At 65.8% G+C, this 12,861-nt stretch carries 14 protein-coding genes; 13 read left to right on the top strand and 1 reads right to left on the bottom strand.

Annotated features, from left to right (window positions below):
- The first annotated feature begins 8 nt into the window (after positions 1-8).
- From LCL87_RS20560 to LCL87_RS20505, 12 genes are all read left to right on the top strand, one after another.
- Positions 9-668, top strand: a complete 660-nt coding sequence (locus tag LCL87_RS20560) for an L-threonylcarbamoyladenylate synthase (RefSeq protein WP_225023298.1) — start codon at positions 9-11, stop codon at positions 666-668.
- Positions 669-731: 63 nt separating this feature from the next.
- Entirely contained in the window at positions 732-1,913 is a 1,182-nt protein-coding gene (locus tag LCL87_RS20555) for an MraY family glycosyltransferase (RefSeq protein WP_225023297.1), read from the top strand.
- A 39-nt stretch (positions 1,914-1,952) separates the two neighbouring features.
- Positions 1,953-2,417: a Cg1360 family ATP-synthase-associated protein gene (locus LCL87_RS20550; protein WP_225023391.1), complete on the top strand. Its 465-nt coding sequence runs from the start codon at positions 1,953-1,955 to the stop codon at positions 2,415-2,417.
- A gap of 390 nt (positions 2,418-2,807) precedes the next feature.
- Positions 2,808-3,584: a F0F1 ATP synthase subunit A gene (atpB, locus tag LCL87_RS20545; RefSeq protein WP_225023296.1), complete on the top strand. Its 777-nt coding sequence runs from the start codon at positions 2,808-2,810 to the stop codon at positions 3,582-3,584.
- A gap of 70 nt (positions 3,585-3,654) precedes the next feature.
- A complete protein-coding gene (locus LCL87_RS20540) occupies positions 3,655-3,909 on the top strand; it encodes an ATP synthase F0 subunit C (protein ID WP_174909507.1) in 255 nt (84 codons plus the stop codon).
- A 9-nt stretch (positions 3,910-3,918) separates the two neighbouring features.
- Positions 3,919-4,479, top strand: a complete 561-nt coding sequence (locus tag LCL87_RS20535; protein WP_225023295.1) for a F0F1 ATP synthase subunit B — start codon at positions 3,919-3,921, stop codon at positions 4,477-4,479.
- 5 nt (positions 4,480-4,484) lie between these two features.
- Positions 4,485-5,309 (top strand): F0F1 ATP synthase subunit delta, encoded by an 825-nt coding sequence (locus LCL87_RS20530; RefSeq protein ID WP_225023294.1) that lies wholly within the window; start codon positions 4,485-4,487, stop codon positions 5,307-5,309.
- A gap of 61 nt (positions 5,310-5,370) precedes the next feature.
- Positions 5,371-7,014, top strand: a complete 1,644-nt coding sequence (gene atpA, locus LCL87_RS20525) for a F0F1 ATP synthase subunit alpha (RefSeq protein ID WP_225023293.1) — start codon at positions 5,371-5,373, stop codon at positions 7,012-7,014.
- A gap of 48 nt (positions 7,015-7,062) precedes the next feature.
- Positions 7,063-8,043 carry a F0F1 ATP synthase subunit gamma gene (locus tag LCL87_RS20520; RefSeq protein WP_225023292.1) on the top strand — a complete coding sequence of 327 codons (981 nt, stop codon included), beginning with the start codon at positions 7,063-7,065 and terminating at the stop codon, positions 8,041-8,043.
- A gap of 3 nt (positions 8,044-8,046) precedes the next feature.
- Entirely contained in the window at positions 8,047-9,495 is a 1,449-nt protein-coding gene (atpD, locus tag LCL87_RS20515) for a F0F1 ATP synthase subunit beta (protein ID WP_225023291.1), read from the top strand.
- Between the two features lie 6 nt (positions 9,496-9,501).
- Positions 9,502-9,870 (top strand): F0F1 ATP synthase subunit epsilon, encoded by a 369-nt coding sequence (locus LCL87_RS20510; protein ID WP_225023290.1) that lies wholly within the window; start codon positions 9,502-9,504, stop codon positions 9,868-9,870.
- Between the two features lie 48 nt (positions 9,871-9,918).
- A complete protein-coding gene (locus tag LCL87_RS20505; RefSeq protein WP_225023390.1) occupies positions 9,919-10,341 on the top strand; it encodes a DUF2550 domain-containing protein in 423 nt (140 codons plus the stop codon).
- A gap of 59 nt (positions 10,342-10,400) precedes the next feature.
- Here the strand turns inward: LCL87_RS20505 and LCL87_RS20500 are convergent, their stop codons facing one another.
- Positions 10,401-10,976: a cob(I)yrinic acid a,c-diamide adenosyltransferase gene (locus tag LCL87_RS20500; protein ID WP_225023289.1), complete on the bottom strand. Its 576-nt coding sequence runs from the start codon at positions 10,974-10,976 to the stop codon at positions 10,401-10,403.
- 55 nt (positions 10,977-11,031) lie between these two features.
- Between LCL87_RS20500 and murA the strand changes: the two genes are divergently transcribed.
- Positions 11,032-12,303, top strand: coding sequence for a UDP-N-acetylglucosamine 1-carboxyvinyltransferase (gene murA, locus LCL87_RS20495; RefSeq protein ID WP_225023288.1), 1,272 nt, complete (start codon positions 11,032-11,034; stop codon positions 12,301-12,303).
- Positions 12,304-12,861 lie beyond the last annotated feature (558 nt).

Below are 12,861 nucleotides of genomic sequence, written 5' to 3'. Positions count from 1 at the left end.
ATGGGTGCGTGAGCACTGTCTACGACTGCAAGCAACCCGACAATCGTGAAGCCGGACTGACCGCCGCGAAGAACTCGCTCAAGGCCGGTCGTCTCGTGGTCCTTCCGACGGACACCGTCTACGGCCTCGGCGCCGACGCCTTCGACGGCGACGCCGTCGCGAGCCTGCTGCGGGCCAAGGGGCGCGGTCGGGACATGCCGGTTCCCGTGCTGGTCGGTTCCTGGAACACCATCGACGGGCTGGTCTACTCGGTCCGTCCGCAGGCGCGCGATCTGATCAAGGCATTCTGGCCCGGCGGGCTGAGTGTCGTTGTGCAGCAAGCGCCTTCGCTCGCGTGGGACCTCGGCGACAGCCGTGGCACGGTGATGCTCCGGATGCCGCTGCATCCGGTCGCGCTCGAGTTGCTGCGTGACGTCGGACCGATGGCGGTGTCGAGTGCGAACATCTCGGGGCGTCCGCCGGCCACGACGGTCGACGAGGCCCGAGACCAGTTGGGTGGCGCGGCGAGTGTCTACCTCGACGGCGGTCCGGCGACCCATGCGGTGGCGTCCACGATCGTCGACCTCACCGGTGACGAGGTCCGGATCCTCCGCGAGGGCGCGGTGCCGACCGCCGACGTCGCCGAAGTTCTCGGTGTGACTCCGGAAAGCCTGTTGGGGGGAGCCTGACGGTGAGGGGACTCGTTCTGGTCAATCCCGGCTCCCGGCCGGTCGGCCGGTAGCGTCGTCGAAGTGAGTTCTGCAGATACTGCGGTGCTGGCGCTCGCCCAGGCCGGTAACGGCGCGGGCGTGCCGCTGCGCGAGTTGCTGCTCGTGATGCTGACGGCTGCCGTTGTCACCTTCCTCGGGACCGGCATCGTCCGTAGGCTCGCGATCCGCTTCGGCGCAGTCGCGATCCCGCGTGACCGTGACGTCCACGTCGAACCGACGCCGCGGCTCGGTGGCATCGGCATGTACGCCGGAATGCTCGTCGCGCTGCTCTTCGCGGGCCAACTCCCGGCGTTGACACGCGGATTCGAGTTCTCGCGGGACATCGCCGCGGTTCTGGTGGCGGGATTCGTGATCGTGCTGGTCGGCGTGATCGACGACCGGTGGGGGCTCGACGCGCTCACCAAGTTCGTCGGGCAGGTCACCGCGGCGGGGATCCTCGTCGTCATGGGGGTCAGCTGGTACCTGATCCCGTTGCCGTTCGGTGAGAGCAGCACGGTGATCCTCGACCAGCTGCAAGCCGGGCTGGTCACGGTCGCGGTCGCCGTCGTGATGATCAACGCGATGAACTTCGTCGACGGACTCGACGGGCTCGCGGCCGGACTCGGACTGATCGCCTCGCTCGCGATCTGTGCGTTCTCGGTGGGAATCCTGCACGATCAGGGCGGTGACGTCGGCGTCTACCCGCCGGCGATGATCGCGGCGGCGCTCGCCGGCGCGTGCCTCGGTTTCCTGCCCCACAACTTCCAGCCGGCCCGGATCTTCATGGGCGATTCCGGGTCGATGCTCATCGGGCTCACCCTCGCTGCGGTGTCGACCAGCGCGTCCGGCCGGATCAGCTTCACCGCCTACGGTTCTCGGGATCTTCTCGGCCTCCTGTCGCCGCTGCTGCTGGTCGGCGCGGTGATGTTCATCCCGATCCTCGACCTGCTCCTCGCGATCATCCGGCGGACCCGTGCCGGGGTGAGCCCGTTCAGCCCCGACAAGATGCATCTGCACCACCGACTCCTCCAGATCGGTCATTCGCACCGCCGTGTCGTGCTGCTCATCTACTTGTGGGTTGCCGTCCTCGCGTTCGGCGCCGTCGGATCGTCGCTGATCGACCGGCGGATCGTGGTGCTCCTTGTCGCCGGCGGTCTGGTCTTCGCGCTGGTGGTGACCGCGGTGCCGTCCTGGCGCGGGCTGCGGCAGGACAGTCGCCGGTAGTCAGGCAGGGGAGAGGGCCCCTGCCGACGTTCCTCTAACCTGGGTTCCGTGACTTCGACCCCAGAGCCCTATTCGACCGATCCCACGGCAGCACTCCGCCGTGGCCTTCGCTACGGCGTGCTCGGCCTGCTCGCGCTCGCCGTCCTCGGCGCGATCATCGCGAGCCTGTTCGCGGGCGTCGCCGGACTGTGGGGCGCGCTGATCGGTGCTGCCGTCGGTGGCGGCTTCATCCTGTGCACGATGCTGGCCGTGCTGCTCACCGCCAAACTGCCGGCCGTCACGGCCGGTGCCGTCCTGCTCGGCAGTTGGCTGCTCAAGATGATCCTGGCCATCACCGTGCTCGCGATCCTCGATGGGCTGGACTTCTACAATCGCCAGGCACTGGTGATCGTCATCGTGCTTTCGCTCGTCATCGTGCTGGGCGCGGAGACCTACGGGGTCCTCAAGACGAAGGTTCCGTACGTGACGCCGCACGAAACCGAGGACGGTTCCGGCGCGGCCTGACACATCCTGGCGCCCCCGTTCCTGGAACACGTTCCAGACTTCTGGGGTACCCCGTCTACACAACGTCGTAGATGTCTTGATAGTCTCTGGGCCAAGCAAGTGTGTAGACGCCGGGAAAGTCCAGATGACCTGGTGTCCCGGTAACGCTTGCAGGCGACAGAGGTTGTCGGAGTTGTCTGAATTTCGGATTCGGACGGAACCGCCCTCTTGTTGCCGAGTCGACGACAGTCGCCGACACCGACAGACGCCAGGACGGGTTCGCCCGAGTCCCCAGCTGCTGACGAATACGCGAGCCGACCTGGTCGACTTGTTAGTTCGTCAATGTCCGATCGAACCGCAGACAGCGATGCCTGCGGCCGACTACGGGAGAGACCGCTGAGCGTCACCTTCATGGCCGCGGAATACCATCCGCCGTCACTCGATGATTTCTACCCGCCCGCAGTGCTGTTCGAGGGCACCATCTTCGAACTCGACCGTCTGATGCTCATCCGTCTGTTGATGTCGGCGCTGGTGGCAGTGTTCTTCATCATCGCGATGCGTAGCCCGAAGATCGTTCCGCGCGGTGTCCAGAATGTCGGCGAGTACGCGCTCGATTTCGTGCGGATCAACATCGCGGAAGAAATCCTGGGCAAGGAACAGGGCAAGCGCTTCCTGCCGGTCATCACGACCATCTTCTTCATCGTGCTGGCCAGCAACATCGCGAGTATCACGCCTTTCCTGAACATCTCGCCGAACGCGCGAATCGGCATGCCGCTCGTGCTCGCGGCACTGGCCTACATCACGTTCAACTACGTGGGCATCAAGAAGTACGGCTTCTTCAAGTACGTGAAGTCGAGCGTCGTGGTTCCGGGCGTGCCGCTGCCGCTGCACTTCCTGCTGATCCCGATCGAGTTCCTCTCGACGTTCGTGCTCCGGCCGTTCACCCTGATGGTCCGACTCATGGCCAACATGCTGGCCGGACACATCCTGCTGGTGCTGTTCTTCAGCGCCACGCAGTACTTCTTCTTCCAGTCCGGAGGGTTCCAGGCGATCTTCGGCGTCCCGTCGATCATCGCCGGCGTCGCCATGACGTTCTTCGAACTCCTGGTGATCGGCCTGCAGGCGTACGTCTTCGCGCTGCTCACCGCCGTGTACATCGATTTGGCGCTCCACGCCGACTCGCACTGACCACTCAAATAGTTAGACCTGCCCCATTCGCCGACCGGCGGTGGGCAACAGAAAGGGAACGGAACACCAAATGAGCGTTGCGCTTCAGGCAGTTGAGGTCCTCGCGCAGGATGCGACCACTACTTTCAAGGGTCTCGGCGCAGTCGGCTACGGCCTCGCGGCCATCGGCCCCGGCATCGGCGTGGGTATCGTTGTCGGCAAGGCGATCGAGGGCATGGTCCGCCAGCCTGAGATGGCCGGCCAGGTCCGTACCACGATGTTCCTCGGTATCGCGTTCACCGAGGCCCTGGCGCTGATCGGCCTCGTCGCCGGCTTCATCTTCTAAGAACACACCATGTCAACCACCATCGCATTGCTCGCGGCCGAGGGGGAAACACACAACCCCCTCCTGCCCGCGACGTATGACATCACTTGGTCGATCGTTGCCCTGGTGGTCGTCGGGTTCGTCTTCTGGAAGTTCGTCCTTCCGATGTTCCAGAAGGTTCTCGCCGAGCGCACCGAGCAGATCGACGGCGGCATCAAGCGTGCCGAAGAGGCTCAGGCCGAGGCCAAGGCCGCGCTGGAGCAGTACCATGCCCAGCTCGCCGAGGCTCGGACCGAAGCCGCCCAGATCCGCGAGGAAGCACGTACTCAGGGCCAGCAGATCATCTCCGAGATGAAGGCACAGGCCCAGGAGGAGAGCGACCGCATCGTCGCCGCCGGTCACAGCCAGCTCGTCGCTCAGCGGCAGCAGATCGTGACCGAGCTGCGGGCCGACCTCGGCAAGACCGCGGTCGACCTGGCCGAGAAGGTCATCGGAGAGTCGCTCGCCGACGACGTCAAGCGCGCCGGAACGGTCGATCGCTTCCTCAACGAGCTGGACGCAGTCAGCGCCGATTCCGCAGCAGGAAAGTGAGCACCATGTACGCAGCGAGCCGTGAAGCCCTGACGCAGTCCCGTGCTGCGCTCACCGCGGCGTTGGATTCCGTTTCTCCCGGCGCGGCCACTGCGGCCGCGGCGCAGGCTGGATCCGAGCTGTTTTCGGTGGTCGAGGTTCTCGACGGCCAGCGCACTCTCCGGAGTGCGCTCGCTGACGCGTCCACGCCTGCCGCTGGTCGACAGGGCCTGGCCCGCCAGGTGTTCTCGGGGAAGGTCGGCGCCGAGGCGCTGGCAGTCCTCGAGACCGCCGCGGGCCAGGACTGGTCGAGCAAGGCGGATCTGCTGAACTCGCTGGTCACGGTCGGACGCGAGTCCCTGCTCCGTGCCGCGGCGGATCAGAACCAGAGCGACACGGTCGAGGACGAGCTTTTCCGCCTCGGCCGCATCGTTGCCGGTAATCCGCAGCTGGAGCAGGTCCTTTCGGATCGTTCGACGCCCGTCGCCGGCAAGCGAGAGCTGCTGTCGAAGCTGCTGTACGGCAAGGTCACCGCGATCACCGAGGCCCTCGCCATTCAGGCTGTGGGTCGCCTGCGCACCGCCCCGGCGGACGCGTTCGACGAGCTGTCGGCCCTCGCCGCGGCCTTGCGAGACAAGGCTGTTGCGCATGTGCGCAGCGCCTCGACGTTGTCGAGCGAGCAGGTCGAGCGGCTTACGGCGACGTTGACCCGCACCTACGGCAAGCCCGTCACCGTGCACGTGGAGGTCGAACCGGCTCTCCTCAGCGGCATGGTCGTCCGGGTGGGCCACGAGGTCATCGACGGGAGCGCGGCCGGTCGCCTCGCTGCCCTGCGCAAGACCTTCAAGTAGCCGACGACCGAACACATACTCCCGATCTTTTCGAAGACCAGATACCGAGAGCAGGAAAAACATGGCGGAGCTGACGATCTCCTCCGACGAGATCCGTAGCGCGATCGAGAACTACACCGCGAGCTACTCACCGGAGGCCTCCCGCGAGGAGGTCGGCCTGGTGTCCGACACCAGCGACGGCATCGCTCACATCACCGGCCTGCCGTCGGCGATGGCCAACGAGCTGCTGGAGTTCCCGGGCGGCGTGCTCGGCGTGGCCCTGAACCTGGACGCCACCGAGATCGGTGCCGTCGTCCTGGGTGACTACGAGCACATCGAAGAGGGCCAGGAAGTCAAGCGGACCGGCGACGTTCTGTCGGTGCCGGTCGGCGACGGCTACCTGGGTCGCGTCGTGGACCCGCTGGGCCGCCCGATCGACGGCCTCGGCGACATCGAGACCACCGAGACCCGCGCGCTCGAGCTGCAGGCCGCCACGGTGCTGGAGCGTCAGCCCGTCGAGGAGCCGCTGCAGACCGGTATCAAGGCCATCGATGCCATGACCCCGATCGGTCGCGGTCAGCGTCAGCTCGTCATCGGCGACCGCAAGACCGGCAAGACCGCGGTCTGCGTCGACGCCATCCTGAACCAGAAGGCAAACTGGGCGACCGGTGACCCGAAGCAGCAGGTCCGCTGCATCTACGTCGCCATCGGTCAGAAGGGCTCCACCATCGCCGGCGTCAAGCAGGCGCTCGAGGAGCAGGGCGCGATGGAGTACACCACCATCGTCGCCGCCCCGGCCTCCGACTCGGCCGGCTTCAAGTGGCTCGCCCCGTACACCGGTTCGGCCATCGGCCAGCACTGGATGTACCAGGGCAAGCACGTCCTCATCGTGTTCGACGATCTGACCAAGCAGGCCGAGGCGTACCGCGCCATCTCGCTGCTGCTGCGTCGTCCGCCGGGACGTGAGGCCTACCCGGGTGACGTCTTCTACCTGCACTCTCGTCTGCTGGAGCGTTCGGCCAAGCTGTCCGACGAGCTCGGTGGCGGTTCGCTGACGGCTCTGCCGATCGTCGAGACCAAGGCCAACGACGTCTCGGCGTACATCCCGACCAACGTCATTTCGATCACCGACGGCCAGGTCTTCCTCGAGTCCGACCTGTTCAACAAGGGCATCCGTCCGGCGATCAACGTCGGTATCTCGGTTTCCCGAGTCGGTGGCGCCGCGCAGACCAAGGGCATGAAGAAGGTCTCCGGTTCGCTCCGTCTGGAGCTGGCACAGTTCCGTGAGCTCGAGGCCTTCTCGGCCTTCGCCTCGGACCTGGATGCCGCTTCGAAGGCTCAGCTCGAGCGCGGCCAGCGCCTGGTCGAGCTGCTCAAGCAGGACCAGTACTCGCCGATTGCTGTCGAGGACCAGATCGTCTCGATCTACCTCGCCGGTGAGGGCGTGTTCGACTCGGTGCCCGTCGGCGACGTGCGTCGCTTCGAGTCCGAGCTGCTCGAGGACCTGCACCGCAACGCGGCCGGCGTCTACGAGTCGATCAAGGGCGGCAAGGCCCTCGACGACGCGTCGATCGCCGCGCTCAAGGCTGCGACCGACAAGTTCAAGCAGGGCTTCCTCGCCTCCGATGGCAGCCGTGTCGTGAACGAGGCAGAGGCCCAGGCTCTCGACGCTTCCGAGGTCGGCCAGGAGAAGGTCACCGTCAAGCGCACCACTGTCAGCAAGTGAGCGTGGTCCCCATGACACAGCGTCACCCGAAGGGAGAGTGATCGACCGATGGCAAGCATTCGCGAACTGCGTTCTCGTATCAAGGCGACCAACTCGACCAAGAAGATCACCAAGGCGCAGGAACTGATCGCCACGTCGCGCATCACGAAGGCGCAGGCCCGGGTTGCGGCTTCCAAGCCGTACGCGGAGGAGATCACCAAGGTGCTCTCCGAGCTGGCGAGTGCTTCGGCGTCGCTCGATCATCCGTTGCTGAACGAGCGCACCAACCCGAAGCGTGCTGCCGTCCTGGTCGTGACCAGTGACCGCGGTATGTGTGGCGGTTACAACTCCAACGCTCTCAAGGAGGCGGAGGAGCTGTTCCAGCTGCTGCGCTCCGAGGGCAAGGAGCCGGTGATCTACGTGCTCGGCGCCAAGGGTCTCGGCTACTACACCTTCCGCGGGCGTGACGTGGGGGGATCGTGGACCGGCTTCTCCCAGGAGCCCGGTTACGCGGACGCCGCCAAGGCGAGCCGTCACCTGGTCGAGCTGTTCATGGCCGGCTCCGGTGCGGAGGTCGAGGCCCCGAACGGTGAAGGCACGATCGAGGGCGTCGACGAGCTCCACATCGTCTACACGCGCTTCGTGTCGATGCTCACCCAGAAGCCGGAAGTTCGGCGGATGGCTCCGCTCGAGGTCGACTACACCGACGATCACATCGAGCTGGGCGAGGACATGCTGTCCAACGGCCAGCACGACGGCAAGTCGGGTCCGACCGCGGTCTACAACTTCGAGCCGGAGGCCGGCACGCTGTTGTCGGCCCTGCTGCCGAAGTACGTGAGCACGCGTATCTACTCGGCTCTGCTGGACTCCGCCGCCTCGGAGTCTGCCGCCCGTCGTACCGCCATGAAGGCCGCGACGGATAATGCGAACGAACTGGTGAACACCCTGAGCCGTCAGGCAAACCAGGCTCGCCAGGCCCAGATCACCCAGGAAATCAGCGAGATCGTCGGTGGCGCGAATGCGCTGGCCTCGAGCGCAGGAAGTGACTAGCACATGACCGCAGCAGTAACCCAAACCAACGCGAACGGCGCGGACACCACGTCCGGCCGGGTCGTGCGGGTCATCGGTCCCGTTGTGGACGTTGAGTTCCCGCGCGGCCATGTTCCCGACCTGTTCAACGCCCTGCACTCGGAGGTCACCCTCCCGTCCGTGGCGAAGACGCTGACCCTCGAGGTTGCGCAGCACCTGGGTGACAACCTGGTGCGCACCATCTCGATGCAGCCCACCGACGGCCTGGTCCGCGGCGCTGCTGTCGTGGACTCCGGCAAGCCGATCTCGGTTCCCGTCGGTGACGTCGTCAAGGGCCATGTGTTCAACGCCCTCGGTGACTGCCTCGACGCTCCGGGCACCGGTCGCGACGGCGAGCAGTGGGGCATCCACCGCAAGCCCCCGGCCTTCGATCAGCTCGAGGGCAAGACCGAGATCCTCGAGACCGGCATCAAGGTCATCGACCTGCTGACCCCGTACGTCAAGGGCGGCAAGATCGGTCTGTTCGGTGGCGCCGGCGTCGGCAAGACCGTTCTGATCCAGGAGATGATCACCCGTATCGCCCGCGAGTTCTCCGGAACCTCGGTGTTCGCAGGCGTCGGTGAGCGGACCCGTGAGGGCACCGACCTCCACCTCGAGATGGAAGAGATGGGCGTCCTCCAGGACACCGCCCTTGTCTTCGGCCAGATGGACGAGCCGCCGGGAACGCGTATGCGCGTCGCCCTGTCCGCGCTGACCATGGCGGAGTACTTCCGCGATGTCCAGGGCCAGGACGTCCTGCTGTTCATCGACAACATCTTCCGCTTCACGCAGGCCGGTTCCGAGGTCTCGACCCTGCTGGGTCGTATGCCTTCGGCCGTCGGTTACCAGCCCACGCTGGCGGACGAGATGGGTGAACTCCAGGAGCGCATCACCTCGACCCGTGGCCGCTCGATCACCTCGCTGCAGGCGATCTACGTCCCCGCCGACGACTACACCGACCCGGCGCCGGCCACCACGTTCGCGCACCTCGATGCGACCACCGAGCTCTCGCGTCCGATTTCGCAGATGGGTATCTACCCCGCTGTGGACCCGCTGACGTCGACCTCGCGCATCCTGGAGCCCGGCATCGTCGGTGCGGAGCACTTCCGCGTCGCGAACGAGGTCAAGCGGATCCTGCAGAAGTACAAGGAGCTGCAGGACATCATCGCCATCCTCGGTATGGACGAGCTGCAGGAAGAGGACAAGGTCCTCGTCGGCCGCGCGCGCCGTATCCAGAAGTTCCTCGGCCAGAACTTCATCGTTGCCGAGAAGTTCACCGGTGAGCCCGGTTCGGTCGTGCCGCTGCGCGACACCATCGAGGCGTTCGACCGCGTCTGCAAGGGCGAGTTCGACCACCTGCCCGAGCAGGCGTTCAACAGCTGCGGTGGACTCGACGACGTCGAGGCCGCTGCCAAGAAGATCGCCGGGAAGTAGACCGACATGGCTGAGATGACCGTTGAACTCGTTGCCGTCGAGCAGCGACTCTGGTCGGGATCGGCGAAGCTGGTCAGCGCCCAGACGACCGAGGGTGAGATCGGTGTCATGCCCGGGCACGAGCCGGTCCTCGGCCAGCTCGTCGAGGGCGGCGTGGTTGCGATCACGACCGTCGACGGCGAGCGCGTGGTCGCGGCCGTGCACGGTGGTTTCCTCTCGGTGACCGCCACCACGGTGACGATCCTGGCCGAGTCCGCGGACATGGCACAGGATGTCGACGTCGAGGCGGCCAAGGCCGTCCTGGCCGAGACCACCGAGGATCTCGAGGCGATCGCGATCGCCAAGGGTCAGCTGCGCGCGGTCGAGCGCGCGTAGTCAGTCCACGACGAGCCGCGACGGAGCCGACGAGTAGTGACGATCGGAATGGTAGTTCTCATCATTCTGGTTGTGCTGCTCGCGGCCTTCGTCGCGGCTTTCGTGTATAGGCTTGCCGTTTTGCGACGTGGGGGAACGGCGGCAATCCTGCGTGTCACGCCGGCTCCCGGCGGGAGCGGGTGGCGGCACGGTGTCGTCCGGTACGGCGAGGGCTCGCTGATCTTCTTCAAACTGTCGAGTCTGCGTCCGGGCCCGGATACCCGGTTGAGCCGACAGGGCATCGAGGTCGGTTCGCGACGCGGGCCCGTCGGCAACGAGTACGACATCATGACCGACGAGATCGTGATTCTCGAGATCTCCGATGGTGACGACACCTACGAGATCGCCCTCGATCGAGGAGCCTTGACGGCCTTCCTCTCGTGGGTCGAGTCCAGGCCCTCGGGGCGCTCGATGCGGGGTCGCCCCGCTTGACGGGTCGTGGTGAAAGAAAAGGGAGGCCTTTGGGCCTCCCTTTTGCGTTCCCGCCGGTGTCACTCCCGTCCGGCGCCGGGCTTCCACAGAACGTCGCCGCCGGGGTTCGCGAGGCGGCTGACGATGAACAGCAGATCCGACAGCCGGTTGAGGTACTTCGCCGGCAGTGCGCTCGTGTCTTCGGGGCTGGCCTCGACTGCCGCCCACGCGGAGCGTTCGGCGCGGCGGGCGATCGTGCGCGCCGAGTGCAGCAGGGCCCCCAGCGGGGTCCCGCCGGGCAGGATGAACGAGTGCAGCGGTTCGAGGCGCTCGTTGAACTCGTCGCACCATCCCTCGAGGCGTTCGACGTAGGCCTCGGTCACCCGCAGAGGGGGGTACTTGGGATCCGGAACGATGGGTGTCGAGAGGTCCGCGCCGGCGTCGAACAGGTCGTTCTGGATCTGGCGGAGGACGTCGACGATCTCCTCGGGAGGAGCGCCGAGCGCAAGCGCGACGCCGATGCTCGCATTCGTTTCGTCGCAGTCCGCGTACGCGATGAGCCGGGGATCGTTCTTGGACACGCGGGAGAAATCGCTGAGCCCGGTGGTGCCGTCGTCGCCGGTCCGGGTGTAAATCCGCGTCAAGTGAACAGCCATGTGGCAACGGTACCGCTCGGCAGGTCCGGTGTTCTCCTGGCTAGGCTGTTCGACTGTGAGTGAACGCTTTCTTGTCGCTGGTGGAAACCGACTCGTCGGTGAGGTGCCGGTGGGCGGCGCGAAGAACAGCGTCCTGAAACTGATGGCCGCGGCTCTTCTCGCGGAGGGTACGACCGTCATCGAGAACTGCCCCGACATCCTCGATGTGCCGCTGATGGCAGACGTACTGCGCGGTCTCGGCTGCGATGTGTCCCTGGAAGAGGACGTCGCAAGGATCACGACGCCCGCGCAGCCGAAGTACCACGCGGACTTCGCGGCGGTCAGGCAGTTCCGGGCCTCGGTGTGTGTGCTCGGTCCGCTGGTCGCCCGGTGCCGCAAGGCCGTCGTCGCGTTGCCCGGCGGCGACGCCATCGGGTCGCGCCCGCTGGACATGCACCAGTCGGGACTGCGCCTGCTGGGCGCGCACAGCGAGATCGAGCACGGCTGCGTGGTCGCGGAAGCGGACGACCTGCACGGTGCGAACATCCGGTTGGCGTTTCCCTCGGTGGGGGCGACCGAGAACATCCTCATGGCCGCGGTGCTGGCCAGGGGAGAGACGGTCATCGACAATGCGGCGCGCGAGCCGGAGATCGTGGATCTGTGCAACATGCTGACCCGGATGGGCGCGAAGATCGCCGGCGCCGGGTCGACGACCCTCACCATTCGCGGCGTGGACCGGCTGCAGCCGACGTCGCACCGGGTCATCGGTGACCGGATCGTCGCCGCGACCTGGGGGATCGCCGCCGCAATGACGCGTGGCGACGTGTTCGTGCGTGGCGTGAATCCGAAGCACCTGAGCCTGGTCCTCGACAAGCTGCGCGCCGCCGGCTCTCAGATCACTGCGGAAGCCGACGGCTTCCGGGTGGTTCAGAACGACCGTCCGCAGGCCGTCAACTTCGCGACGCTGCCGTACCCGGGGTTCCCGACGGACCTGCAGCCGATGGCGATCGGCCTTGCGGCGATCGCGGAGGGGACGTCGATGATCACCGAGAACGTGTTCGAGGCGCGGTTCCGTTTCGTCGAGGAGATGATCCGCCTGGGTGCGGATGCGCGCACGGACGGACATCACGCGGTGGTGCGGGGCGTGCCGGAACTGTCGAGTGCTCCCGTGTGGTCATCCGACATCCGCGCCGGCGCCGGCCTGGTGCTCGCGGGCCTCGTCGCGGACGGGGTGACCGAGGTGCACGACGTCTACCACATCGACCGGGGCTACCCCCGATTCGTCGAGGACCTGGCCGGATTGGGTGGCGACATTCGTCGGGTGACGACCGCCGAGGATCCCGCCTGAGGCCCCTGTGTGCGGCATCACAAACGGCGCATCGGCCGAATTTTCGGCAGATCCGACGGTGCGACCTGCGGAAATGATCGTCCGCAGGTCGCCGACCAGGAGGTTTGACGCTCCGGAAACGCTCGCGTAACTTATTCCAGGTCAGAGCGACACGGACACCGACCCGGCCGCGACCTCCACAGGTCAGCGAGGGTAAACGAGGTTGTACGGGGAGCGCCTGGTAATCCGAGTGTGAAACATCCTGTAGGGTTGTGGAGCGCCTTCGGGTGGCCGAGAAAGTGCCGGATTTGCTTCCGGAACTTGATCGGGTTAGGCTAGAACGGTTGCCCCAAAGCAAGAAACTGCAAGGTTTCGAGTGATGGTGTGCGCGTGTTCTTTGAGAACTCAACAGTGTGTCGATGAATGTCAGTGCCAATTTTGGTACTCCATCACTTTTTGTGGTGGGTATTTGCTGATTGTTCCATTCTTCCGTCTGGGATGGTCAGCGCAAACAGCTAGTTTGAGTTTATTTTGCTAGTGATTTGACTCGATGTCTATGACTGATTGCCGGCTTGCCGG

Origin of the sequence: Prescottella equi (assembly GCF_020171745.1) — a bacterium.
Lineage (GTDB): Bacteria > Actinomycetota > Actinomycetes > Mycobacteriales > Mycobacteriaceae > Prescottella > Prescottella equi_A.
This window is presented reverse-complemented; position numbering and strand designations above follow the sequence as displayed.